22 protein-coding genes are annotated in these 25,673 nt (G+C 57.0%); 14 read left to right on the top strand and 8 right to left on the bottom strand.

Going from position 1 to position 25,673, the window contains the following annotated elements; genetic code table 11:
* Positions 1-269: 269 nt before the first annotated feature.
* From dnaA to RZS32_RS07275, 13 genes are all read left to right on the top strand, one after another.
* Entirely contained in the window at positions 270-1,640 is a 1,371-nt protein-coding gene (dnaA, locus tag RZS32_RS07330) for a chromosomal replication initiator protein DnaA (protein WP_317056365.1), read from the top strand.
* A gap of 89 nt (positions 1,641-1,729) precedes the next feature.
* Complete coding sequence (dnaN, locus tag RZS32_RS07325; protein WP_317056364.1) at positions 1,730-2,848, top strand: DNA polymerase III subunit beta; 1,119 nt, start codon at positions 1,730-1,732, stop codon at positions 2,846-2,848.
* An 85-nt stretch (positions 2,849-2,933) separates the two neighbouring features.
* Positions 2,934-3,155: an AAA family ATPase gene (locus RZS32_RS18990; protein ID WP_422395940.1), complete on the top strand. Its 222-nt coding sequence runs from the start codon at positions 2,934-2,936 to the stop codon at positions 3,153-3,155.
* Positions 3,119-3,937 carry a hypothetical protein gene (locus tag RZS32_RS07320; RefSeq protein WP_422395939.1) on the top strand — a complete coding sequence of 273 codons (819 nt, stop codon included), beginning with the start codon at positions 3,119-3,121 and terminating at the stop codon, positions 3,935-3,937. Before RZS32_RS18990 ends, RZS32_RS07320 begins: the two co-directional genes overlap by 37 nt.
* Positions 3,938-4,034: 97 nt before the next feature.
* A complete protein-coding gene (locus RZS32_RS07315) occupies positions 4,035-4,841 on the top strand; it encodes a nucleotidyltransferase domain-containing protein (RefSeq protein WP_317056362.1) in 807 nt (268 codons plus the stop codon).
* A 185-nt stretch (positions 4,842-5,026) separates the two neighbouring features.
* Positions 5,027-7,444 (top strand): DNA topoisomerase (ATP-hydrolyzing) subunit B, encoded by a 2,418-nt coding sequence (gene gyrB, locus RZS32_RS07310; protein ID WP_317056361.1) that lies wholly within the window; start codon positions 5,027-5,029, stop codon positions 7,442-7,444.
* Between the two features lie 217 nt (positions 7,445-7,661).
* The gene (locus tag RZS32_RS07305; protein ID WP_317056360.1) at positions 7,662-9,758 is read left to right on the top strand and encodes a hydantoinase/oxoprolinase family protein; all 2,097 of its coding nucleotides are present in this window, start codon (positions 7,662-7,664) and stop codon (positions 9,756-9,758) included.
* A complete protein-coding gene (locus tag RZS32_RS07300; protein ID WP_317056359.1) occupies positions 9,755-11,413 on the top strand; it encodes a hydantoinase B/oxoprolinase family protein in 1,659 nt (552 codons plus the stop codon). Before RZS32_RS07305 ends, RZS32_RS07300 begins: the two co-directional genes overlap by 4 nt.
* Positions 11,410-12,492, top strand: a complete 1,083-nt coding sequence (locus RZS32_RS07295) for a pyridoxal phosphate-dependent aminotransferase (RefSeq protein WP_317056358.1) — start codon at positions 11,410-11,412, stop codon at positions 12,490-12,492. The genes RZS32_RS07300 and RZS32_RS07295 overlap by 4 nt, the downstream gene beginning before the upstream one ends.
* Complete coding sequence (locus RZS32_RS07290) at positions 12,492-13,238, top strand: maleate cis-trans isomerase family protein (RefSeq protein WP_317056357.1); 747 nt, start codon at positions 12,492-12,494, stop codon at positions 13,236-13,238. Before RZS32_RS07295 ends, RZS32_RS07290 begins: the two co-directional genes overlap by 1 nt.
* Positions 13,235-14,620 carry an MmgE/PrpD family protein gene (locus RZS32_RS07285; protein ID WP_317056356.1) on the top strand — a complete coding sequence of 462 codons (1,386 nt, stop codon included), beginning with the start codon at positions 13,235-13,237 and terminating at the stop codon, positions 14,618-14,620. The genes RZS32_RS07290 and RZS32_RS07285 overlap by 4 nt, the downstream gene beginning before the upstream one ends.
* A complete protein-coding gene (locus tag RZS32_RS07280) occupies positions 14,617-15,585 on the top strand; it encodes a D-2-hydroxyacid dehydrogenase (RefSeq protein WP_317056355.1) in 969 nt (322 codons plus the stop codon). Before RZS32_RS07285 ends, RZS32_RS07280 begins: the two co-directional genes overlap by 4 nt.
* Positions 15,586-15,600: 15 nt before the next feature.
* Entirely contained in the window at positions 15,601-16,494 is an 894-nt protein-coding gene (locus tag RZS32_RS07275) for a dihydrodipicolinate synthase family protein (protein ID WP_317056354.1), read from the top strand.
* Here the strand turns inward: RZS32_RS07275 and RZS32_RS07270 are convergent.
* The 7 genes from RZS32_RS07270 to RZS32_RS07240 form a co-directional block, all read right to left on the bottom strand.
* Positions 16,487-17,800: a M16 family metallopeptidase gene (locus RZS32_RS07270; protein WP_317056353.1), complete on the bottom strand. Its 1,314-nt coding sequence runs from the start codon at positions 17,798-17,800 to the stop codon at positions 16,487-16,489. The two genes, RZS32_RS07275 and RZS32_RS07270, sit on opposite strands and share 8 nt — an antisense overlap.
* Positions 17,797-19,131, bottom strand: a complete 1,335-nt coding sequence (locus RZS32_RS07265) for a M16 family metallopeptidase (RefSeq protein ID WP_317056352.1) — start codon at positions 19,129-19,131, stop codon at positions 17,797-17,799. Before RZS32_RS07265 ends, RZS32_RS07270 begins: the two co-directional genes overlap by 4 nt.
* 78 nt (positions 19,132-19,209) lie before the next feature.
* Positions 19,210-19,740 carry a DUF3035 domain-containing protein gene (locus RZS32_RS07260; RefSeq protein ID WP_317056351.1) on the bottom strand — a complete coding sequence of 177 codons (531 nt, stop codon included), beginning with the start codon at positions 19,738-19,740 and terminating at the stop codon, positions 19,210-19,212.
* Between the two features lie 52 nt (positions 19,741-19,792).
* Positions 19,793-20,263: a signal peptidase II gene (lspA, locus tag RZS32_RS07255; RefSeq protein ID WP_317056350.1), complete on the bottom strand. Its 471-nt coding sequence runs from the start codon at positions 20,261-20,263 to the stop codon at positions 19,793-19,795.
* Between the two features lie 46 nt (positions 20,264-20,309).
* Positions 20,310-21,899 carry a bifunctional phosphoribosylaminoimidazolecarboxamide formyltransferase/IMP cyclohydrolase gene (gene purH, locus RZS32_RS07250; RefSeq protein ID WP_317056349.1) on the bottom strand — a complete coding sequence of 530 codons (1,590 nt, stop codon included), beginning with the start codon at positions 21,897-21,899 and terminating at the stop codon, positions 20,310-20,312.
* A 28-nt stretch (positions 21,900-21,927) separates the two neighbouring features.
* Positions 21,928-23,673, bottom strand: a complete 1,746-nt coding sequence (locus RZS32_RS07245) for a heparinase II/III family protein (RefSeq protein ID WP_317056348.1) — start codon at positions 23,671-23,673, stop codon at positions 21,928-21,930.
* A gap of 82 nt (positions 23,674-23,755) precedes the next feature.
* A complete protein-coding gene (locus RZS32_RS07240; protein WP_317056347.1) occupies positions 23,756-25,027 on the bottom strand; it encodes an RsmB/NOP family class I SAM-dependent RNA methyltransferase in 1,272 nt (423 codons plus the stop codon).
* 79 nt (positions 25,028-25,106) lie between these two features.
* Here RZS32_RS07240 and RZS32_RS07235 point away from each other — a divergent pair, with 79 nt between their 5' ends.
* Positions 25,107-25,283 (top strand): DUF1674 domain-containing protein, encoded by a 177-nt coding sequence (locus tag RZS32_RS07235; protein WP_317056346.1) that lies wholly within the window; start codon positions 25,107-25,109, stop codon positions 25,281-25,283.
* A 21-nt stretch (positions 25,284-25,304) separates the two neighbouring features.
* On the opposite strand, the gene RZS32_RS07230 is transcribed toward RZS32_RS07235, so the two are convergent.
* Positions 25,305-25,658 carry a dihydrodipicolinate reductase gene (locus tag RZS32_RS07230; RefSeq protein ID WP_317056345.1) on the bottom strand — a complete coding sequence of 118 codons (354 nt, stop codon included), beginning with the start codon at positions 25,656-25,658 and terminating at the stop codon, positions 25,305-25,307.
* Positions 25,659-25,673: the final 15 nt, after the last annotated feature.

Genomic DNA, 25,673 nt, shown 5'->3' with positions numbered 1-25,673 from the left:
GTTGGTTTATTGGTACTCACGTTGTTTGCGGACGTAAGTCAATTGTCCATCAACATAGCGCGTAACACGGAGCGGTTCGACCTGATCTGGGGACGATGTGGTCAACCTCTGTTGCGAAGCTAAAAAGCCGTAAGAAGGCTCTGTGTCTGGTCATACGTGGGCTGGGCAAAGCGGAGCTGTGTTTTACGCCCACTGAATGTGAGCCGCACAGGAGGAGTGTGCAAGGAATTGTGCGCTAAAGAGCAACACTCGCGGTGGAACAGGTGAGCATGACACGGGAACAATGGGGCCAAATCAAACAAGAATTGCTGGAAACAGTAGGGCGCAACAACTTCAAACACTGGATTGAGCCAGTCGATCTTGCAGGGATTACGGGCGACGTCGCACTTTTCGATGTCCCGAATTCTTTTCACGGAAACTACGTATCGCAGAACTTTGGTGAGCTGATGTTGTTCAAGGTCAGCAACATGGCCCCCGAAGTCCGACGTGTGGACTTTAAAGTTGCGGCAAACATTGCCGCCCGTCCCTCAGACGGCACAACACGTTCCGAGCAGGCGCCGCAACCCAAGAAAACTGCGATCCGGGCGTTTGATGGTCCGCTGACTTGCGCGGCTTTAGATGATCGATTCACTTTCGATACCTTCGTGGTGGGCAAGCCCAACGAGCTGGCCCATGCCGCAGCGAAACGAGTCGCTGAAGGCGGCCCTGTGACCTTCAACCCACTCTTTCTCTATGGTGGTGTGGGCCTTGGTAAAACGCACCTCATGCATGCTATCGCGTGGGAGCTTGAAACCGCACGCCCTGACCTCAACGTCGTCTACCTGTCAGCAGAGCAATTCATGTACCGTTTCGTACAAGCCCTGCGCGACCGCCGCATGATGGACTTCAAAGAGATGTTCCGCTCGGTTGACGTCCTCATGGTCGACGACGTGCAGTTCATCGCCGGCAAAGACTCTACCCAAGAGGAATTCTTCCACACATTCAACGCCTTGGTCGACCAAAACAAGCAAATCATCATCTCCGCAGACCGCGCTCCGGGCGAGATCGCAAATCTGGAAGAGCGCATCAAATCCCGCCTGCAATGCGGCCTGGTCGTGGATCTTCACCCCACTGACTATGAGCTTCGTCTTGGCATCCTGCAAACCAAGTCAGGCAGCTTTCTCAAACAATACCCCGGCCTCAACATGGCCGACGGCGTGCTCGAATTCCTCGCGCATCGCATCTCAACCAACGTCCGTGTCCTCGAAGGTGCACTCACCCGGCTTTTCGCCTTCGCATCTCTTGTCGGCCACGAAATCACGCTGGAACTGGCGCAGGATTGCCTCGCCGACATCCTCCGCGCCTCCGAGCGCAAAGTGTCCATCGAAGAAATTCAGCGTCAGGTGTCCGAGCATTACAACATCCGATTGTCCGACATGATCGGCCCCAAACGCGTACGCAGCTTCGCCAGACCCCGTCAAGTCGCCATGTATCTGTGCAAGCAAATGACCAGCCGGTCCTTGCCGGAAATCGGACGCCGATTTGGCGGTCGCGATCACACCACAGTCATGCATGGCGTGCGCCGGATCGAAGAGTTGAAGGTCCAGGACGCCCAGATTGCAGAAGATCTGGAAATCCTGCGGCGCGCACTCGAGGGCTAAGAACACAACAAAACGCTTGAGCCTAAGGCGGAGTTTGCTAACGTGCCGGTCCCAGAGCCCGTCAGAGGCCATATGCAGGGAGCGAGGGCATGAAACTCAGCATTGAACGCAGCACGCTATTGAAAGCCGTGTCTCAGGCCCAGTCGGTCGTTGAAAGACGCAACACTATTCCGATCCTCGCTAATGTGCTGATCGAGGCCGAAGGGGACTCTGTCCTCTTCCGCGCCACGGATCTTGATATCGAAGTGCTCGACAAGGCTCCGGCTCAGGTGGAGCGCGCAGGCGCCACGACGGTGTCCGCTGTCACGCTGCATGAGATTGTGCGTAAATTGCCGGACGGTGCGTTGGTGACACTGGCCGACGATGGCACCAGCGGGCGTCTGACGGTCGAGGCCGGGCGCTCAAACTTTTCACTGGCCACCTTGCCGAAAGAGGATTTCCCGGTGATGGCCTCATCGGAATACACCAGCAACTTTTCTGCCAAAGCGCCCGAACTACGCCGCCTCTTCGACAAATCAAAATTTGCGATATCGACCGAAGAAACCCGGTACTACCTGAACGGCGTCTATATGCATGTGGCCGAGGGTCAGGGTGGCAAGATGCTGCGCTGTGTCGCCACCGATGGTCATCGGCTGGCGCGCATCGACTCAGAGTTGCCCGATGGGGCGGATAATATGCCGGGCGTGATCGTGCCGCGCAAAACCGTGGGTGAGTTACGCAAACTCCTGGAAGATGACGACATGAGCATAGCGGTGTCGGTGTCTGAGACCAAGGTGCGGTTCTCCACACCGAACATCACGCTGACCTCCAAGGTAATCGACGGCAGTTTCCCGGACTACACACGCGTCATCCCGCAAGGCAACACGCGCAAGCTAGAAGTAGATGCGGCTGAGTTTGCTCAGGCGGTTGATCGGGTCGCAACCGTGAGTTCTGAACGCTCTCGCGCGGTGAAACTGGCACTCGATGAGGACCGTTTGGTGCTCTCCGTGAATGCCCCTGACAGTGGCGCTGCGGAAGAGGAGCTGGCCGTTGCATACGGGGACGAACGGTTGGAGATTGGGTTCAACGCCAAGTATCTCCTTGAAATCGCAAGTCAAGTTGATCGGGAAAACGCTGTTTTCATGTTTAACTCCTCCGGCGACCCGACCCTGATGCGTGAGGGGAATGATACCTCTGCGGTCTACGTCGTCATGCCGATGCGGGTGTGATCGGGCATTGGAATTTTCCAAAATTCCATTCTAGAAAATGCGAATTTTCTAGCCCGTTTTCTACGCAGAAAACGGCGTCGTACCTATGACAGAGCTTTGTCTGACACATCTCACACTCTCCCACTTCCGCTCGCACAAAACCGCGCGGATCGAAGGAGACGGTCGGCCTATCGCACTCTTTGGCCCCAATGGCGCTGGCAAGACAAACATCCTCGAAGCGGTCTCACTTTTTCTCCGGGGCGCGGGTTGCGCCGATCTGCGGCGCAAGACATGGCGCGCCGACCAGACGCTATCGGATGGAAACTGACCGGCCATTTGCGCAGTCTTCACCAAACGCATGAGATCGAGATCTGGTCAGAAGAGGGCAACGCCCGTCAACTCAAGATCGACAGCAAACCTGCCAGCCAAATCGCGCTGGGTCGGATTGCCCGTGTGCTCTGGCTCATCCCGTCGATGGACCGGCTCTGGATCGAAGGGGCAGAAGGTCGGCGGCGTTTCCTCGATCGCATGACGCTCAGTTTTACGCCCCTCCACGCCGAGGCGACACTAGCCTATGAAAAAGCCATGCGTGAGCGCAATCGCCTGCTCAAGGATCAGGTGCGCGATGGCCATTGGTATGTCGCGCTTGAACGCCAGATGGCCGCGGCAGGCACGGCCATTCACACGAACCGGGTTGCTGCACTTGAGCAGCTTAGCCAGGCACAGGCAGAGGCCCAGACGGCCTTTCCAACGGCAGAGCTAGAACTGACCACCACCGAAGGCGAGATGCCGCTCTCCGAGGATGATTTTCGCGAGGCTCTGCATGAAAGCCGCTTTCGCGACATCGCCGCCGGTCGCACATTGGTTGGCCCGCACCGGGCTGATCTCTACGGGGTGTATGCCGCCAAGGGTGTCCCAGCCTCGGACTGTTCGACCGGGGAGCAAAAGGCACTGTTGGTCTCGCTCATCCTCGCAAACGCCCGCGCGCTTGCGCGTGACTTCGGGGCACCCCCATACTTCTGTTGGATGAGGTCGCAGCGCATCTCGATGCAGACCGACGGGCCGCGCTCTATGATGAGATTTGCGCGCTTGGGGTCCAAGCCTGGATGACGGGGACGGGCCCTGAACTGTTCGAGGAACTTGGGGACCGTGCGCACCACATCCATGTAGACGAAACTGATGGCGCGTCGCATTTGGAGACCATCAAATGAAGTCACCCGTTGGTCCGGCCATGCGTGCCGAAATTGAAAGTGCTCTGACCGCCATCGAGCAGGAAGACGGCGTGCGTATCCTCTTCGCCGTTGAATCCGGGTCCCGGGCCTGGGGGTTTCATTCTCCTGACAGCGACTACGACGTGCGGTTTGTCTATGCCCGTCCGCGCGACTGGTTCTACAAACTGGGCAAGAAGCGCGATGTCATTGAGCGACCCATCGACGACGAGCTTGATCTCTCCGGCTGGGAGCTTTCCAAGGCGCTTGAACTGGCGCTGGGGTCGAATGCCGTGATTGCGGAATGGCTACAGTCACCCATCCAGTACCGCGCCCAGCCGGGCGTCATAGACCAATTGACGACGTTCACGGAGCAGGCCCTGAGCCGCAAGTCTGTGACATGGCACTACCTGTCCCTGATGCGGCGTCAGAAATCTCGCGTGCGCGATCCAGAGGGACGTCTGCGGGTCAAGCGTTGGTTCTACATTCTGCGCCCTGCATTGGCGTTGCGATGGTTGCGGCTCAACACTTCTGCCATGCCGCCGATGGATTTGGCCCGCCTGCGAGCCGGTGCTGGCCTCGACAAGAGCACCGAAGACGCCATTGATGCACTGTTGGTTCGGAAGATGGCGGCCAAGGAGAAAGCCACAATGGAGGGGGTCGATCTCTTGCTAGAGGAGCTTGTGGACTCCGAATGGCGCGCCGCCGAAGATTGGGTGTCTGAAGCCCCCAGAGACGACATCCGCGCGCTGTGGGAAGAGGCCTCACGACTGCACCTTGAACTGTCTGAGACTGCCTTCAGGTAGGTCTGTCACACCCTGATCCGCACCGACGTGATACCGACGCAATACCGACGTTTTACCGACGTTGCCAATCCCGGCTCCCACACCGCCTGAAAAACTGGCCCCAAACCACAAAATATTGTGGTCATGACGTGACAAACCCCCCAGAAAATCGTATAAAATCATGAAAAATACGAAGGACAGCCTGCATGGCAGAAGCAGCAGCGTCACCCGAAGACTACGGCGCAGATTCCATTAAAGTTCTCAAAGGCTTAGAGGCGGTTCGTAAGCGCCCCGGCATGTATATCGGCGACACCGACGACGGCTCCGGCCTCCACCACATGGTCTACGAGGTCGTCGACAACGGTATTGATGAGGCTTTGGCCGGTCATGCGGACCATGTTTCGGTGTGTATTCATCGTGATAACTCGGTTTCTGTCGGCGACAATGGCCGCGGAATTCCGGTGGAATTGCACGAGGAGGAGGGTGTGTCCGCCGCCGAAGTCATCATGACCCAGCTGCATGCCGGCGGTAAGTTTGACAGTAATTCCTACAAGGTGTCCGGCGGTCTGCATGGGGTCGGTGTGTCAGTGGTCAACGCGCTCTCAGATTGGCTGGAGCTGCGGATTTGGCGAGGGGACAAAGAGCATATTGCCCGGTTTGAAGGTGGTGAAACGGTGGATCACCTGAAGGTCGTAGGGGAGGCCAATGGACGGCGTGGAACCGAAGTGCGGTTTCTGGCCTCTACGGATACGTTCTCTAACCTGGATTACGTATTTGAAACCCTTGAAAAACGCCTGCGCGAGTTGGCCTTTCTCAATTCCGGTGTGCGCATCATTTTGCGCGACGAACGCCCCGCTGAGCCACTGGAAACAGAGCTGCATTACGACGGGGGCGTGAAGGAATTCGTCCGCTATCTCGACCGCAGCAAAACCGCTTTGATGCCCGAACCGATCTTTGTCACCGGAGAGCGCGATGAGATTGGTGTCGAAGTGGCGATGTGGTGGAATGACAGCTACCACGAAAATGTTTTGCCGTTCACAAACAATATCCCCCAGCGCGATGGCGGCACGCATATGGCGGGCTTTCGTGGCGCGCTGACGCGTGTCATTCAAAAATATGCCGCAGACAGCGGTATCGCGAAGAAGGAAAAGGTCAGCTTCACCGGCGATGATGCCCGTGAGGGCCTCACTTGTGTGTTGTCAGTCAAGGTGCCTGATCCGAAATTCTCCAGCCAGACCAAGGATAAGCTTGTCTCATCCGAGGTGCGTCCGGCGGTGGAAGGTCTTGTTAACGAAAAGCTGTCTGAATGGTTCGAGGAAAATCCCAACGAGGCCAAGATGATCGTCGGCAAGATCGTTGAGGCTGCTTTGGCGCGAGAAGCGGCGCGCAAAGCGCGGGAATTGACGCGGCGCAAGACGGCGATGGATGTGAACTATCTGGCGGGCAAGTTGAAAGATTGCTCTGAGAAGGACCCCGCCAAGACAGAATTGTTTATTGTCGAGGGCGACAGCGCCGGGGGGTCGGCTCAGACCGGCCGTGATCGCGGCACACAGGCCATTTTGCCACTGAAGGGTAAAATCCTCAACGTAGAGCGGGCCCGGTTTGATCGCATGCTCTCGAGCCAGGAGATCGGAAATCTCGTGATGGCGCTGGGCACGGGCATCGGACGAGATGAGTTTGATCTGAGCAAGCTGCGCTATCACAAGATTGTCCTGATGACAGACGCGGACGTGGACGGGGCCCACATCCGAACGCTCTTGCTCACATTCTTTTACCGGCAAATGCCGGAGCTGATTGAAGGGGGCTATCTCTATATCGCGCAGCCGCCGCTCTTTAAGGTAAGTCGGGGTAAATCCGAAGTGTATCTCAAAGACCAGCCAGCGCTTGAGGACTATCTCATCGAGCAAGGCACGGACGACACCATTCTGCGTTTGGGGGGCGGTGAAGATATCACCGGCCAGGACCTTGTGCGCGTGGTTGAAGAGGCGCGTCAGGCCAATCGCATCCTGGATGCGTTCCCGACGCACTATCCGCGCCATATTCTGGAACAAGCCGTAATCGCCGGTGCGTTTGAATCGGGCCGCGTGGATGCCAACCTTCAAGGTGTCGCGGATGCCGTTGCGGACCGTTTGAACCTGATCGCGCTGGAATGGGAACGTGGCTGGCAGGGAAGGCCAACGCAGGACCATGGTGTGCGTTTGGCGCGCATGCTGCGCGGGGTAGAAGAGGTGCGGACCTTGGATGGTCCTATCCTTCGGGGCGGCGAGGCGCGGCGGATTGGGCAGCTGACCAAGCCATTGCAAGAGGTCTATGCGCGTCCGGCAACGCTGCACCGCAAGGAGCGCACGCAGAGCATTTTCGGCCCATTGGACCTGTTGGATGCCATTCTCAAAGAGGGCGAAAAGGGCCTGTCTCTGCAACGCTACAAGGGCCTTGGCGAGATGAACCCAGATCAGCTTTGGGAAACCACGCTTGATCCGGACGCGCGCACGCTCTTGCAGGTCAAGGTTGATGATATGGCCGAGGCGGATGATCTCTTTACCAAACTGATGGGCGATGTGGTTGAGCCACGGCGCGAGTTCATTCAGCAAAATGCGCTCAACGTCGAAAACCTCGATTTCTGATCTGGTCCTACACCCCTATTGACAGAATCCGAGTTTCAAAGCAGCGTTGCCAAATCCGTAAGGAAGGCAACGCAACATGTCTCATCTGATTGCTGCACTGCGCTTTGATCGCCGCACGCTACGGTGTGATCTGGTCGTATAGGCAACGCATTCGCGCTTTGGCGCGCTGGGTTTGTTGACGCAACCGGATGTTAGGCATCCTCTTTCGGATAATCATATGACAAAGGTTTCTGGGCTGCGCGTCGCCGTTGATATCGGCGGGACGTTTACCGACACAGTTCTGGTGGATGCGCACGGAACCATCCTTTCCACCAACAAAACGCCAACCACTCCGACCAACCCAACGCTTGGAGCGCTTGAGGGTGTCAGCTTGGTCTTGCAGGATGCAGGGCACGATTGGCGTGATCTGACAGGCTTCATCCATGGCACAACTCTGGCCACGAATGCGCTGATTGAGCGGCGGGGTGCACGGGTTGCCACGATCACCAGTGCCGGGTTCCGCGATATTCTGGAGATCGGGTATGAGCGGCGCTATAGCCAGTACGACATAAACCTGCAAAAGCCTGATCTCTTGGTCCCGCGCAGCCGGGCGTTTACTGTGGGCGGGCGGATCACGGCGACCGGTGATGAATACACACCGCTTGATGAAATAGCGGTGGCTGAGCTTGTGCGGCAACTCGAGGACTCCAACGCCGAAGCGGTTGCGATCTGTCTTTTGCACGCCTACGCGAACCCGACACATGAGCATCGGCTCAAATCGCTTTTGCAGGCGCAGTTGCCCGACGTTTCAATTTCGATCTCGAGTGAAGTCAGTCCAGAGGCCCGCGAGTTTGACCGCCTCTGCACGACCATCGCGAACGCTTACATCCAACCGCTGATGGCGTCGTATCTTGAGGATTTCCAAACCCGGTTTTCATCCCAAGGCGTGCGGTGCCCCATTCTGATGATGACGGCTGGGGGTGGCATGACCACGCTGAAAACGGCTGCTGCCTTACCCATTCGACTTGTCGAATCCGGGCCAGCTGGCGGGGCGATCCTGGCTGCGCGCATTGCGGCTCAGGTTGGGGCAGAGGACGTGTTGTCGTTTGATATGGGAGGCACAACCGCCAAGCTATGCTTGATAGACCAGTACCAGCCGCAAAGTGCGCGGCGATTTGAGATTGCACGCGCCGCGCGCTTCATCAAAGGATCAGGTATGCCGGTGCGCATTCCGGTATTGGAAATGATTGAGATCGGCGCGGGTGGTGGGTCAATTGCATCGGTAGACCGCTTAGGTCGGCTGCAGGTGGGGCCAGAGAGCGCGGGCAGCGAACCTGGTCCGGCTGCGTTTTCCAAAGGCGGAACATTGGCAACAGTGACCGACGCCGATGTGGTGCAGGGTCTGATTGAACCCTCCAGCTTTGCCGAGGGCCGTCTTGCGATTGATGCTGAAGCGGCAAGCCAGGCGATAAACACAAACATTGCAGAAGCCTTGGAAACCAATATCGAGGCAGCTGCCGCGGGTCTTAGCGAAATTGTGGATGAGAATATGGCCGCCGCAGGACGAATGCACGCCGTGGAGTCGGGCAAGGATCTTGGCGCACGCACCATGATTGCCTTTGGCGGGAACGGGCCGCTCCATGCAACACGAGTGGCGCGCCGCGCGGGCGTGAGCCGCATCCTTGTGCCCAATGACCCCGGTGTAGGCTCCGCTGTTGGCTTCCTCTTTGCGCCTGTGTCTTTTGAAATCGTACGCAGTCGCTACAGCACCTTGGAAGATCTTGATGTAGCGGCGATCAATGCGTTCCTTGGCAGGTTGATCCAGGAGGCAAGTGACGTTGTACGGGCTGGCGCACCGGAAGGTCACCTAGAGATCACCAAATCCGCGTTTATGAGATATCGCGGGCAGGGGCATGAAATTGAAATTCCTTTACCTTCTGGCGAGCTGCAAGCAGACCGCATCGCAGAGTTACAGGCAGCATTTGAGGCAGAATACAGCGCGCAGTTTTCACGGGCTGTGCCGGGGATGACGGTTGAAATTCTTAACTGGTTTGTGCGCGTGGCCAGTCGGGATACCCCGCCAGGCAAACCCTCCGCCACGCCGGAAGTGACCTGCGCCCCACCCAACAGGCAAACGTCTGTCTTCTGCGAAGTGACCTCACAAAGGCGCCCGGCCGCCATCTACGACCGCGCGGCGTTGAGTCCAGGCACAACGCTTCAAGGACCCGCACTGATCGTTGAGCCACAGACCACCACCTATGTCAGCGCAGATTTTTCAGCCAAGGTGGATGCGCTGGGCAATATCCTCTTGCTGAAGAAAGGGAGCGCGCCATGAGGTCGATTCCAAAAACACGTCTGCAGGTAATGTGGAACCGCTTGCTGGCAGTTGTGGAAGAGCAGGGACAAGCCCTCATCCGTGCCGCCTTCAGTCCCATTGTGCGCGAAAGCGGGGACATCTCGGCAGGCATCTTTGATCTGCGGGGACGTATGCTGGCGCAAGCGGTGACCGGCACGCCGGGGCATATCAACACGATGGCCGAGGCGGTTAAAAACCTGTTGGAGCGGTTTCCGATCCAGAACATGCGCCACGGCGATATCTACATGACAAATGATCCGTGGCTCGCGTCAGGGCATCTCAATGACTTTCTGTTGATGCAGCCGGTGTTTCACAAAAACCGCGTTGTGGGGTTCACCTCCTGCACCTCCCACCTTGCCGATCTGGGAGGCAAGGGTATGGGGCCGGAAGGTTCAGACGTGTTCGACGAGGGCCTTCTGATCCCGCCCTGCAAACTGCTCGATGCTGGAGAGATCAACAGCTTTCTGATGGAGATCGTCAAAGCCAATTCTCGCGAACCGATTGCCAACGAAGGTGACATATATGCGCTCATCGCGTGTTGCGAAACGGGGGCAGAACGGCTAGCTGGTATGATGGTTGAGTTTGATCTGGAGGATCTGGACGCACTGGCTGACTACATTATAGACACCTCGCGGCAAGGCACGATCCAAGCGATCGCTGAGGTGCCAAAGGGCGTGTACAGGTCCGAACTGATGGTGGATGGATATGAACATCCCATCAAGTTGGCTGCAACTTTGACAGTGGCCGAGGACCACATCCTGCTTGATTTTGACGGAACCGATGGGTGCTCCGACAAAGGCATCAACGTGCCTTTGAACTATGCCACGGCTTATTCGGTCTTTGCTCTGCGCTGCATCATCGGGTCGGACATTCCTAACAACGCGGGATCGCTTGAACCTTTCCGGGTGACTGGTCCCAAAGGGTGTATTCTGAACGCCCAACCTCCGGTGCCTGTGGCCATGCGCCACTCGCTGGGGCAGATGACACCGGACCTTGTCTATGGGTGTTTGTCCCAGGCGGTGCCTGACAAGGTGCCTGCCGAGGGTGCGTCCTGCCTTTATGACCTGCCCATTCGACACACACCCGAAGCGGCACGGGATGGCGGTGCGCATTTTGCATTGGAGTTGGTTTACAACGGCGGGACCGGCGCGCGACCGACACGTGACGGATTGTCTGCGACGGCCTTTCCAAGCGGCGTCTGGGGCAGTCAGGTTGAGACAACTGAGGCGACTGCGCCCGTTCTGATCACCAAGCGCGAATTGCGCATCGACAGCGGCGGTCCGGGGCAGCATCGCGGCGGGCTGGGGCAGCATATCGAAATCCAGTCTTCTGAGGAGACTGAGTTTTTGGTGTTCCCATCTGTGGAACGCATCCTGTTTCCAGCAGCAGGCCGACATGGCGGCCAGCCCGGAGCCAAAGGGCGCATGCGCATCGGGCAGGCGAGTGATGATTTGCCCAGCAAGGGCGAGTTTCGCGTGCCTGCCGGTGTTCCGATGATCCTTGAGACACCAGGTGGTGGTGGGTTTGGCCCGCCTCAGGACCGGGCGAAGGAGGACGTCGCGCGTGACCTTGAAGAGGGTCTGGTTTCGCTCGATGCAGCGCAAGAGCACTACGGCTGGGAGGGCGAAAAATGATAGCGCCACACCCGCATGTCGCCGCAATGGCCCCCTATGCGTTGGCCGACCTGAGTGCACCTGAGGGCAAACGACCGATTTCGTTATCCCAAAACGAAAGCGCGCGGCCTCCGTCCCCCAAGGTGGCCCAAGCTATCTGCAAGGCCGCTGAAAACCCGCATCTCTATCCCGATCCGGATTGGAGCGAGCTGCGATATGCCCTGGCTGACCTGCATGGCCAAAATCCAGATCAAATCCTCTGCGGCAATGGATCACTCGACCTGATCGGATGCCTGGCGCGGGCCTATCTTTCCGCTGATGACGCGGCCTTGGCGCCAGAGCATGCCTATCCGTTTTTCAAGACAGCCACTTTGACAACTGGCGCGCGTTTCGACACCGCCAAGGAAACAAACCTGTGCGCAGATATTGATGCTTTGTTGGCCGCGGTTCAGCCTGATACCAAGATCGTTTTCCTCGCCAACCCAGGCAACCCGACCGGCACACGTCTTTCTGGCGCCGAGGTTCGGCGCTTACGCGATGCTTTGCCTGAAACGGTGCTCTTGGTCGTTGATGAGGCTTATGGCGAATTTGCTGATCACCTGAACGAGCCGATGTTCGATCTGGTTAGTCGAGGCGATACACTGGTCTTACGCACATTCTCGAAGGCCTACGGCTTGGCGGGGATGCGTGTCGGATGGGGGTATTTTCCTCAGGATATTGCCGCGCAAATGCGCAAGGTGATGAACCCCAACAATGTTGCGCTGGCGGGTCAAATGGCGGGTTTGGCAGCTCTGAAAGATCAAGCCTATATGCGCGCGACTTGTGAAGAAACAGCGAAGTTGCGGGATCACTTTATCAAACGAATGCGAACTGCGGGGCTACATGTTCCGGAAAGTTATACCAACTTTGCCCTCTTGCAGTTTGCCTCTGAAGAAGCCGCGAGGCGCGTAGATCAGGCCTTGCGCCAAGAGGGTGTTTTCCTGCGAGCTCAGGGTGGTGCTGGCCTGCCCAATTGCCTGCGTGCGACGGTGGGTGTCGCAGATGACATGGACCTTGCGGCAGAATTGATCGAAGCTGCGCTGCAGGAGGAAGCATCCTGATGGCTGCAGAGACACGAGGCCGTACGCGTATTGGTGTGTTTGTACCATTTACAAACACCAATCTGGAACCTGACATGATGATGCTCAGGCCGGAGGGCACATCCCTGCATTTTGCGCGCCTTGGGGGCTATGATGCGGATGAAATTCCGGATGAGGGCCAGATGGCCCAATTGGGGGCTTCGGATATGGAAGAGCCCTTGCGCCTGATCCAGGGTGTGCGTCCCGATGTGGTCATCTATGGCTGCACGTCTGCAACACTGGCGCATGGTCCGAAGTTTGATACAGACCTGCGGTCGCGTATCGCCGCGCAAAGCGCGGCCAAGACGGTGACTGCTGCCGGTGCTCTGGTCCATGCTTTGAAGAAGCTTGGCGCGCACCGCATTGGGTTTGCATCGCCCTATGTGCCCAGTCTCAACGATGAAGCCATCGCCTTTTTGGCCAGCGAAGGGTTTGAATCAGTCGGGCGTGCCGATGTTGACGGAACCTTGGACAACGAAGGACAAGGCGCGCTCTTGCCTGAAGATGTTTTCGAACTTGGCAAACGCGCGGATCACCCTGAGGCCGATGCTGTCGTTTTGTCCTGTACGGATATGCGTGCTGTTGAAGTTATCGCCGAGCTGGAGGCGGAACTCGGTAAGCCGGTTGTCACATCCAATCAGGCGATGATGTTTCAAGTAATGGACATTGCCAATCTTGGCCCGGCACCCAAGGGCTTTGGCCAGCTTTTCGAAAGGATAAGCGCATGAATCAGCATCTTAACCCTGTGGCTCTGCCCAGCGAGGCACAGTTCGCGGCCATTGCCGATTTTGCCCTTGGAGCAGATTTGTCGATCCCGGACCATGCTCTGCAGCATTGTTCTACGTTGTTAATTGATACCCTGGGCGTTGCGGCGGGCGCGACTGTTTTGGAGGTTGGACATATTGCACGTGACTTCGCGGTTGATTTTCATGCGGCTGGCAGTCCTGAAAATGCGGCAAGCATGCTCTTTGATGGTCGCAAGGTCAGTCTGCCCGGCGCGGCATGGGCGCTTGCCACGCAGATCGACAACCTTGATGGGCATGACGGGTATAACAAGACCAAAGGGCATATCGGGTGTGCGGTGGTTCCAGCTTTGTTTGCCTTCGCCGAAACACAGCCTGATCTGACTGGCCTAGACGCGTTGCGCACGCTGGCGATGTCCTACGAGATTGCGGCACGGGCAGGGTTGGCTTTGCATGCGACGGTGAGTGACTATCACACGTCCGGAGCTTGGAACGCGCTGGGTGTTGCGGCGTTGGGCTGCCGTTTGAAAGGGGCCAGCGCTGATCAGCTCAGGCATGCGATGGGCTTAGCCGAGTACCACGGCCCGCGAAGTCAGATGATGCGCGAGATCGATAATCCAACGATGTTGCATGATGGGTCTGGCATGGGGGCCTTGGTTGGGTGCTCGGCCACACTGCTGGCGATGCGCGGGTTCACAGGCGCGCCTGCGATCACGGCGGAGGCAGACGAGGTGGCCGGGTATTGGTCTGATCTCGGGCAAAGCTGGACCGTCGCTGAGAACTACATCAAGCCTTATCCAAGTTGCCGCTGGGGGCATGCTGCACTTGATGCCTTGCAGCAGGTGATGCGGGACAATCCGCAGGTCAATCAGAACAGCGTTGCCTCGATCGAGGTGCGTACCTTTGACGAAGCGGCGCGGCTCTTTGCGGGTATGCCGGAAAGCACCACGCAGGCGCAGTACTCGCTGCAATTTGTCATGGCGGTGATGCTCAAACACGGCACAGTTGCGCCTGCCCATATCGCCGGGGCTGGTTTGAAAGATCCGGAGATTGCAACGATTATCCCCAAGATCACAGCGAAGGCCGCACAGGCGCACAATGCGCGCTTTCCAGAGGGGCGTTGGTCGGATGTTGAGGTGGTGTTGACGGACGGCACACGTCTGCAATCCGAAGACACACCTGCCAGCGGCGGGCCCGATGCCTGGAGGCCGGATGCCGATATTGAGGCCAAATTTCATAGCTTTTGCGAAGGGCGGCTGAGTGAAACCCGCGCCAAATCCATCTGGGCCATGCGCGATGCGATGCTATCGCCTGAGACGCGGTTTTCTGATCTTGCCAAACTTGTAAACCCGGGTTGTGACGCATGAGTGATGGGCTTCGCGTTGTCGTGCACAACGACACCACAGACGCAATGATGGCGAGTTTGTATGAGGCGGCACCCGATTTAGATGCGCTGGCCTGTCACTCGAATGCAGAGTTGGAGGACGCGATCGGATCGTTTCGGCCGGATGTGGTGTATTCGGTGCGGTTTGATGTCAGCCAACCGTTCCCCCGGGACGCCCTTTTGGGCGATGCCGGTCCCCGCTGGATATCCGTTGGCGGATCGGGATGCGATCACCTTGGCAAGTGGAATACAGAGCGCACAACCGTCACCAATTCAGCCGGTGTGGCCTCTGCCATGATGGCCGAGTTTGTCTTTGGCTGTGCGCTGCATTTCACGCTCGATATCCCGCGTCTGCAGCAGGATAAGGCCAACAGGACTTGGCCTATCCGGATGGTCAGCCCGTTGAAGGGCAAAACCCTCCTGATCGTTGGTCTGGGTCAAACAGGTCAGGCCGTGGCGGCCCGCGCCAAGGCGTTTGGGATGCATGTTCTGGGCACGCGGGCACGGCCCAGCCCCGTAGACCATGTCGATGAGGTTCATGCTGCGGATGATTTGCCCAAGTTGTGGGGGCAGGCGGATGTGATATGCGTTTGCGTTCCGCTCCTCAACTCAACACGCGGTCTGGTGGATCAGGCTGCATTTGACGCAATGAAGCCCACCGCCATTCTGGTTGATGTGTCACGCGGTGGCGTGATCGTACCAGACGCGGCAATCTCTGCCATGACCAAAGGTCAGATCAAAGGGGCTGCGTTTGACGTCTTTGCAACAGAACCCTTGCCAGCCGACAGCCCCTATTGGGATTTGCCAAATACGCTCATCTCACCGCATTGTTCGGCCGTGTACGAAGGCTGGGATCTTGCCTCGTTTGACATGTTTCTGGCCAATCTGAAACGCTGGCAAGCCGGTGACTCACTCAACAATATCGTGGACCCAAACAGGGGCTACTAGCGAAGGACACTTTTCATGGCAGACCGTTTTTCCGGTGTGATCACGCCGATTCTGACACCCTATAACGATGATCTCAGCATCGCAGAAGATCTTTACTTGGGCCATGCTAGTGACTGCCTCGCTGGCGGGGTCCATTACCTATCACCCTTCGGGACGACCGGCGAAGCGCTTAGCAATACGGTCTCAGAGCGGATGCATATGCTGGAGCTTCTGGTTGATAGCAGCACGGCGCGCGCTGATCAGCTGATGCCAGGCACAGGGCTTTGCGCCTTTGAGGACACGTTGACGCTATGCAAACACGCCGTCGATTTAGGATGCGCGGCGGTGATGACATTGCCGCCCTTTTTCTTCACGCAAGCCAATGATGAAGGGTATTATCGCTACTTCAGCCAACTGATCGAAGCGGTGGGATCAGATGCAATGCGTGTCTGTCTTTACCACATTCCGCAAAACGCTGGTGTCGGAATATCACCCGAACTGGCTGCGCGGCTGAATAAAGCGTTTCCCGATATTGTCGTGGCTTATAAAGACAGTTCTGGCAATTGGGACAATACACAGGCAGTGATCAAAGCGGCCCCTGGTATTTCGGTGTTCCCAGGCTCTGAGAGTTTCATGATCGACGCGATGAAGCTGGGCGGTGGTGGCTGTATTTCGGCGAGCTGCAACACCAACATGTCTGCAATCCGGGCCATGTATGACTTGGCCCGGTCCGAAGATTGGAATGGTGCAGAAGCCGCGCTTGCGCCGATCAACGCGCATCGCAAAGCGATTCAGGACGGCGGTCTCATCCCGGCGCTTAAGGCTTTTAAAGCGTTGCAATCAAAAGACGACCGCTGGTTGAACCTGCGGCCGCCTTTGATGAATGCAGATCCGGCACTTGGGCGCGCCTTGGCCGATACGCTTAGTTGACTGTGTCGGTTAGGCCTTCAGGCTGTCCGACAACAACAAAGGTCAGTTGTGAGGGATCCAGGAATTCCTGGGCGACGCGATTTATGTCCTCAAGCGTTACGGCGTTCACCTTGTCATTGCGAGTGGCGATATAGTCAATTCCCAACCCATCCATCTGCATTGAAACAGCGATATTGGCAATTGTGCCGTTACCATCAAAGCGAAGCGGGTATGCACCGGTGAGATAAGTCTTGGCGTCCTCCAATTCCTGGGCAGTGACGCCTTCGCTGCGAATACGCTCCCACTCGTCGCCGATCACCTCAACCGCTTCCGCCACACGATCATTGGCTGAAGCCACGCGCCCCATCCAGACATTAGCACCATCGCGGTTCAGGATGAACGAATAGATGCCGTAAGTAAGACCGCGTTTTTCCCGTACTTCTTGCATCAGACGGCTCTCAAATCCGCCGCCGCCAAGGATGTGATTGAGCACAAAAGCGGCGAAGAAATCTGGGTGATCGCGGTCAATCCCCGGCTGTGCAAAGGTTGCGATCGACTGTGGTGTTTCGAAGTCCACGACTTCGGTTCCGCCTGGCAAATTTAGCTCGGCATCCTGGGGCAATGGTGTGCCCGTCTCTGGGAGATCACCCAGCAGCGCGTCGAGAATGCTCGCAAGCTCCTCTTCGGTTACATCACCGACGGCGCTGACATAAAGACGGTCGCGTGCCAACGTAGCCTTGTGCGCGGACACAAGATCATCTTGCGTCAGAGCCGATACAGTTTCCAAAGTGCCGTTCAATGAACTTCCATAGGGATGGTCACCAAACACAAGCCCGCCGAAAGACCGGCTGGCAATCTCGTCGGGGTCTTTGTCATCTGATTGGATGCCAGATACCACCTGCGCCCGAACCCTTTCAATCGCATCCTCATCAAAGCGCGGATTAATCAGGCTTTCACGCAAAAGAGCCAATGCTTCGTCACGGTTTTCGCTCAGGAAGCGGGCCGAAATGCTGATTGCGTCTTGCTGCGCGCTGTAGCTGAAGGATGCGGCAAGACCTTCGACCTCACGCGCAAAAGCGCGTGCGTCAAGATCGCCGGCGCCTTCTTCAAGAAGACCAGTCATGAGATTTACCGCACCACGTTTGCCTGGTGCATCCAGAGATGCGCCGCCACGAAAACGCAGTTCCAATGCAACAAACGGAATACTGTGATCTTCAACCAGCCATGCATCAATGCCGCCGGGTGTGGTGATTTCCTTTATGTCCACATCGGCACGCGCCGGGAGTGCCGCGAATACCAGCAGAGCTGCGAATACAAAACGGATCATTGTGTCACCTCCGGGGCTTGCACATAGCCGGTCACGGAATTGTTTGTCTTCGAAAAGAGTTCTTTGGCCGCCGCCATAATGTCATCTTCGGTCACGGCATTCAAAACATCCGGCCAGGCCTGAACATCTTCGACGGTCAAGCCCTGGGTCAAAGCACGACCGTACCTGTTGGCCAGCGCGCTAACATCGTCGCGCACGTAAATCTCTGAGGCCTTAATTTGCCTCTTGATGCGCTCTAGCTGCTTGGAGTCGATACCTGTTTCAAGAAAGGTCTCAATGACATCATCCATAGCTTTTTCTGCCTCTTGCAGTGTCACACCGGGTGCGGGCGCGATCGAAAGATGAAAGGTTGTGTCATCCAGTGACATGCCCCTGTAGAACGCGCCGGCATAAACCGCCTTGCGCGTCTCGAACTGCAGTTTTTCGTTCAGAACCGATGTGGTGCCACCGCCGAGGATTTCCGCAAGCAGGGTCAGAGCAGCTGCTTTTTCTTGCGCCCCGCTGTCGCGTTCTGGTGCAAGATAAGAGCGCGTCACATAAGGCTGCGCTACACGAGGGTCTTCAAAGTTCAAACGGCGCTCAGCCATTTGACGCGGCTCTTGCGCGCGGGCGCGTTCTGGCAAGTCCGGATTGGTGGGGATCACGCCATAATACGTCTCGGCTAAATCCTTAACGTTTTCAGGCTCCACATCACCTGCCACAATCAGTATGGCATTGTTTGGGGCATAGAATTTCTTGTAAAACGCCAGAGCATCATCACGCGTAAGTTTGCTCATCTCGTTCTGCCAACCGATGATTGGAACGCCATAGCGGTGGTTCAGAAACTGTACCGCACTGTGTTGTTCGCGGAAAAGCGATGAGGGGTTGTTTTCAACACGCTGATTGCGCTCTTCGATGATCACATCACGCTCGGTTAGAATGTCATCCTCGGTGAGCTGAATGTTAACCATACGGTCGCTTTCCATCCGCATCATCAACTCTAGGCGGTCGGCGGCCACGCGCTGAAAGTAGGCTGTGTAGTCAAAGCTGGTGAAAGCGTTATCTGAGCCACCATTTCGCGCGACGGTCGCGGAAAACTCACCTGGTTCGAGCGTTTCTGTGCCTTTGAACAACAGATGTTCAAGGAAATGCGCAACACCCGACACGCCCGGATCTTCATCCGCGCTTCCAGCGCGGTACCACACCATGTGCACCGCAACCGGTGCACGGTGATCCTCGATCACAACAACGTCCATACCGTTGTCCAACGTGAATGTTGTCACCTGATCACTCGCGATGGCAGACGCCGCCGTAAAATACGATAGAACCAGCCCGGTCAAAAACGCGCGCATTGTATGCCTCCCAGCAAGAATTGCCTGGGTCATTAAATACGGTTCAATTGCGAGGTTTCAACTGTGTTGACAGCTTTGTCAGCGTCGGCGGCCTGGTAGGATGGGTGGAGATGATGACGTTGGGATGCCCAAGTTGCGGAGCCGAGCAGTCTCTTGCTTGGAATCCAACCATTGACGGCGGTAGGCGCGATCGTAGTTGTTTGGGCCTAGCCGAAGAATATTAACCCGACCATACTTGCGACGAGTCTCTGAATCTTCGATGCGCAAAGTTTGTCGGATGCCAGAATTGACGCCAAAACGACGGGAATGGTTGACCAAAGCACCATCTGCAGCGGAGATACCGCCCGCTGTCGTTGCTGGGTTTCCACCCAGCGCTGCAATACCGTCCGCCTTTGGGGTTTGATCTGTAATGTTCGCGCCGCCCGGGTTGGGTTGCGGCAGGGTTGTATAGTTTTCAGGAGCTTGCAGCGGTTTTCCCGGCACAATTCCAAACTCTTCCGGACCGGAGTCGTCGTTTTTGAGTTTTGTGAGCACCACCTCTTTGTCGCGCGATCCGCACGCAGACAGCACCATTGTCAATACAAGCAAAGAAATCGTTGGAAGCTTCATCGCCCAGTTCCCAGGTTACCAAGAAGGGTTTTAACGGATTCGTCGGGCAAGGTCACGTCGACTTTTTCTCTGTGCCAAATAGGATCAAACCGAAGGCACCTACGAAGATTGCTATATCGGCTACGTTGAACGCCGTTGGGTTCGTGAACCCACAGCAAGACATGTTGAGAAAGTCCGCAACCGCGCCGTAAATCACCCGATCGACTACGTTTCCCAGTGCGCCACCAACGAGCACCCCGGCAAATACTCGTTGCCCTCGCCCTTGGGGCTCTTTGTGGACCCACCAAAGGACAAACGCCACGATGACCAACGCAACGCCTATGAGGACCCAAGGCATATAGGGACTATCACTTGCGCCGATCCCGAAGTTGATCCCGGTGTTCCACGCCATGCGCAGGTTCAAAAAAGGTGGAAAAACATCAATCCGCAAAACGTCTTTGAGGTTCAGGGTATGCACGATCAGGTATTTGGACACCTGATCGACAACAAAGATAATCGCTGCCACCCAAAAAACGGTGCGCATTCTGCTCTCCTCGGTCAGGTATCGCGTTTGTTCCACGATTTGAGCCTTAGTGCCGGAAGTGTCGCATGCCGGTCAAGACCATGGCCAGACCCGCCTCATCAGCCGCCGCGATCACGTCGTCATCGCGCATCGACCCACCGGGTTGGATCACAGCTTTGGCGCCTGCCTCCGCCGCGGTCAAAAGACCATCGGCAAAAGGGAAAAACGCATCAGAAGCCACAACGCTGCCTTGGGTCAATGGGTGATCCAATCCAAGCTCTTTGGCCATATCCTCGGCCTTTCGGGCGGCGATACGACAGCTGTCAACGCGGCTCATCTGACCGGCGCCCACGCCCACCGTAGCGCCATCTTTGACATAGACAATCGCGTTCGACTTGACGTGTTTCGCCACCCGCCAAGCGAAGAGCATGTCAGTCATTTCCTGATCGGTCGGTTTGCGTTTGGTCACAACTTTTAGGTCACGCGGATCAAGCGCGCCGCTATCTTTGTCCTGCACGAGATAGCCGCCGGAAACCTGTTTTATCATCAGGGATGCCTCGGTCGGATTGGCCAAACCCTCGGTCGTCAAAAGCCGCAGGTTCTTTTTCTTGGCGAAGACCTCGCGCGCGGCGTCATCGGCACCGGGTGCAATCACAACTTCGGTGAAAATCTGAGAAATTTCTTCTGCTGTGGCCCCATCCAGAGGGTGGTTCAGAGCAACAATCCCGCCAAAGGCTGAGGTGCGGTCACAATCGAACGCCCGAATGTAAGCCTCGCGCAGTGTCTCGCCACGTGCCACGCCGCAAGGGTTTGCGTGTTTGATGATGGCGCAGGCCGGGCCGTCTTCGGGGCGAAACTCGCTGACCAACTCGAACGCGGCATCGGTGTCATTGATATTGTTGTAGCTTAGCTCTTTTCCCTGCACTTGAGCCGCAGTGGCCACACCGGGACGCGCCGAGCCATCTGTGTAGAAGGCCGCATTTTGGTGTGGGTTCTCGCCATAGCGAAGCCCCTGCGCCAAATGCCCGGCAAAAGCACGGCGGCGTGGGGTGTCCTGGGCCAACGCTTTGGCCATCCAGGACGACACAGCAGCGTCGTATGCGCCAGTGCGCGCGTAAGCTGTCAACGCAAGGTTTTGACGGAATGCATAGGTGGTTTGCCCGTCATTGGCATCCAATTCGGCCAGAAGCGGCTGGTAATCGTCAACATCCACGACAACAGACACAAAAGCATGGTTTTTGGCGGCGGCCCGGATCATAGCAGGGCCACCGATATCGATATTCTCTATGCAGGTGTCATAATCGGCACCCTTGGCGACCGTTTCCTCAAACGGATAAAGATTGACCACGAGAAGGTCGATTGGACCGATGCCGTGCTCTTCCATTGCGGCCACGTGATCATCTTTGTCACGCAAAGCCAGCAACCCGCCATGGACCATGGGATGCAAGGTCTTGACCCGACCATCCATCATTTCGGGAAAGCCGGTGATGTCCGCCACGTCGCGCACGTCAAGCCCAGCCTCGCGCAAAGCCTTTGCGCTTCCCCCGGTCGATACCAGCTCCACACCTCGCTCCGAGAGCGCGCGGCCCAGCTCAATCAATCCGGTTTTATCGGACACAGACAGAAGTGCGCGGCGCACAGGGGCAAGATCAGACATTGGCAGCAATCCCTCGGAAGACAGTCAGTTATGTATCGGTGGCGTCGGCGAATGCCTCGTCTTTCACCAAGTCGCGAATGCCGACCGGTGAGTCTGCGGGTTTCGCAAGCGACCACCTTGTGCGCGTCGCATACTCCATTGCGCGGCCAGAGAGAACGATCTGTTTGGTCGCACGTGGCTTGAGACGGTTTTTTTCCAGGTAAACGCTGGGTTCAACTTGAATTTGGGTCGATCCCTCACCACGAAAAATCCAGATTTCACCACTTTTAAGGGCGAGTGAAACCGCCGCGCCACCCATATCAAGTGAGATATCCACGTCCGGATGGACGTGAAACCGGATTTCAAAGGGAATGCCTTGCAGTTGCGTTTGGTCCATGACGCGGTCAAATTGCTTCCGTGCGACGTCATCGAGCGCCATGAGGCTGTCTTCACCGACCATGCCAGCGCCGTCAAACGTAACGTCCAGCTTGCGGATATGGGTCAGGCCAAAATTCTCCAGGTACCCGTCATGACCGCCTTCAAATCGGAACCCATCCGGAGCTTGGCTGATTCCGATTGGCACGTTGGTCGGAACGTCCATGAGCCAGTCTTGCTTTGCTACAGATGCACCAAGACGGCTGCTGGACTGACCGCTTACAACCAGAGTTGAATGCGAAGGTGTCGCCCGTCCTGCACGGCGCCAGTCTTTGTCGAAACTGGAACCCGATCCGCAATTCACGATCAGCGGCCTGCGCCCTGAGGTCAGTTCAAACGCAAGTGTAGACGCATGCGCATTGCCTGAAGCCGGCCCGGACGGTGGGCAAGCTGCATCGACAATAATCGACGTTCGCCCAGCGTTTAAACGAGCAAAACCCATAGCCAATCCGTCTGCCTTGCGCCCGCGCACGCCGCTGGCGGCCAACGCACTGTCGAGCCGTCCGTCAAGGCCGCGACCGCCGCCATGAAAGCGGGCCAACCCACCATCGGAATGGCGCAGCGTGCGCAAAGTAGGGCCAATTCGTTCAATCGCAGCCCAATGGGCCTCTGATGGGCTGCGCCCGGATTCGCTGAGCGCCACGGCTGCCCAGGTCAGAAGTGTAAACACTTCCAAAAGCTCTTCGGGATTGCGCGTGGGCAAACCACCCTGATCGTCGATTTGGCTAAGGCATTCGCGATCCAGAGCTTTCGCGGCTGGCTCAATATGCGCTTCCATACCTTCCAGGGACAGGCCGGTATAGATCAACCCGGTTAGCGCCTCAAACCGAGGCAAGCCGGGCGCGGTTGCCTTCCAACGACGTGCCAGAAACTTTGTCTGTTGTGCCAAGGAAAGGTAAAAGGCGTCTGATTGATCTTTGTGCTGTCCTGTGAGCAAAAAGATCGCGTGGTTGATCCACCGAATGAGCCGCCGCCCCGTAAGGTCTGGGGTCCATCCCGGTCCTTTGCCCTGACCGAATGCGTCGATCCACTGCCATAGCCAGGTTTGCGCCGCAGTGCGCGCGGAACTATCTCCTGCTGCTGCGAGATCATCGAGCCATGTAAAACCATGAAGCTCGTTGGTAAATCCTTGGTCCGGCGGCGTGATCTCCCAGAGACCTGCCCCAGGTTTCTGCACCAGATGCCCAGCAAAGAGGTAGTTGCCTGCTGTGAGCTGACGCCCCTTGGCAAAGCTGCCAATCGTGCGTGGTTCGGGTTGCGAGACGAATGCCGTGGCGGCGCGCGTCATGGCTGCACGGCGTGCCGCGAAACGGTTCCGCAAATCAGTTAATCGATGGGACAAGTTCTCGGATCGCGACATGTGTTCCCGGCCTCGGCACGCTCTTTGTGGCGTTGTGTGACAACTATACCCTCAGGATTGAGGTGAGTCACGGCGCTTTCGCTTATGTGCGCAATGTCACGCAGGCCATATAGAATCCGTCCATTCCACCCAGGTCAGGCCAATAGTCAGGGCGCAGCCGCAACCCGCCTTCCTCTGTGAGCCATTCAGGGTCTATGCCGGGTATGTCAAATATGGTTGGGTCGGTTCTCAATTCATCTCGTCGCTGTAAAAGCTCTTCGATTTGAACCTCGCCCTCATCAGGTAAAAGCGAGCACGTGCAATACATCAGCCGACCACCAGGAGCGAGAAGGGACACAGCATGGTCGAGCATCTTGGTCTGCAAAGCGATCAAATCGCCAAATTCTGATCCATCCTTGGCATAGGGAAGATCGGGATGTCGCCGAATTGTGCCTGTGGAAGAACAGGGCGCGTCAAGCAGAATGATGTCGTAGCCCTCGGCCTCAAACTCAAGAACATCGCCCACAACAAGCTCTGCCGACAGTTTGGTGCGCTCAAGGTTTTCGCGCACACGGTCCATCCGTCGATCAGATGCATCAATTGCGGTCACCTCGGCCCCGGCTGCAGCGAATTGTAAAGTCTTACCGCCTGGTGCGGCACACATGTCGAGTACGCGCGTACCTGGGCCGGGCTTGAGCGCTTGGACAGGAATGGCCGCCGCTGCGTCCTGAACCCACCAGTCACCGTTCTCAAACCCCTCAAGCGCAGACACCTGACCATAGCTGGAAAGACGAATTGAGCCTGTGGGTAGAAGCGTGCCGCCGAGCGTCTTTGCCACACCTGAAGGATCAGATTTAGCCGTCACGTCCAATGGAGCGCCGCTAAAATGCGCGGCCTCCATCGCTGAGACAGAGCCATTGCCCCATGCTTCGGTCAAGGGATCACGCAACCACTTGGGTAAGCGCGGAATACGCAAGTCGTTCCAGGGTTTGCCCGCGCCATCGGCCATTTGACGCAGCACGGCGTTCACGAGGCCTTTGAGATGGCGATACCGATTGTTCTTGGAAATGTATCCAACCAGATCACTGACCACGCCATGTGCATCACCGCCGAGACAGAGCTCTACCGTGCCAAGTCTCAACGCATTGCGAACGTGGAGTGGAGGCTTTTTGCGCACGGCGCGTGACAACAAACGGTCTGCGCGGTCGAGACCTCGCAACGTATCCGTCGCCAGGCGAAGTGCTTCGGCCCTTTGTGCTCCGGCCATATCGCGCAGTACGCCGGACGTTTCCGACAGCAAACGGCCCTGGCCAATCACTTGATCCAGCAAGGCTACAGCCGCGCCGCGTGGCGAATGAGTTTTACGAGATGTCATTTGTGTAGATTGGCCTTTTGACGAAGGCGGCGTATATCAAGCGTTGGACAGTACGGCCAGAGCTGAAGGCTAAATCGTTATGACACAAGACCAAAAAGACCTACCCGAAGCCGCCAAACGCGCCCTGGCAGAGGCTGAAGACCGGCGGAAGAAGGCCAAGGAAATGGAACGCCCCAAGGAGTTGGGTGGCCGAAAAGGTCCTGACCCTGTGCGCTACGGTGATTGGGAGAAAAAGGGCATCGCGGTCGACTTTTGACGCGACCGCGATCTACGAAATCTATTTTAGCACAAGATCAGCGAACTGGCCTGTGCCCTGGTCCGAGATAAAACGGATTGTCTCACCTTGAATTTTTACAGCCTGACAATTCGGGCCCAAATCACGTTTTCCCCAGTAAAGGTCGCGGCAAAAGTAGCCAGATTTCCATTGCCAGGCACCTGTGACAGACCGCCCAAATGCCCTGCCGGCAATCTCACCGCCTGGTGACACTGTTAGATCAATGCCAAACCGCTTGAGCTTTTTGTCCTTGATCACTTCCACAAACGTGTCGCGATCATCAATTTTGTCAAACCCGTCAGCCATTGCTGGCGAGGCGGCCAAGAGGCCGATGAGTAAAGCTGAAAAAAGTCGCATGTGTCCACACCCGTG

Origin of the sequence: Roseovarius sp. W115 (assembly GCF_032842945.2) — a bacterium.
Taxonomy (GTDB): Bacteria; Pseudomonadota; Alphaproteobacteria; order Rhodobacterales; family Rhodobacteraceae; genus Roseovarius; species Roseovarius rhodophyticola.
The sequence above is the reverse complement of the archived record's forward strand: the minus strand, read 5'-3'. Positions and strand labels throughout refer to the sequence as shown.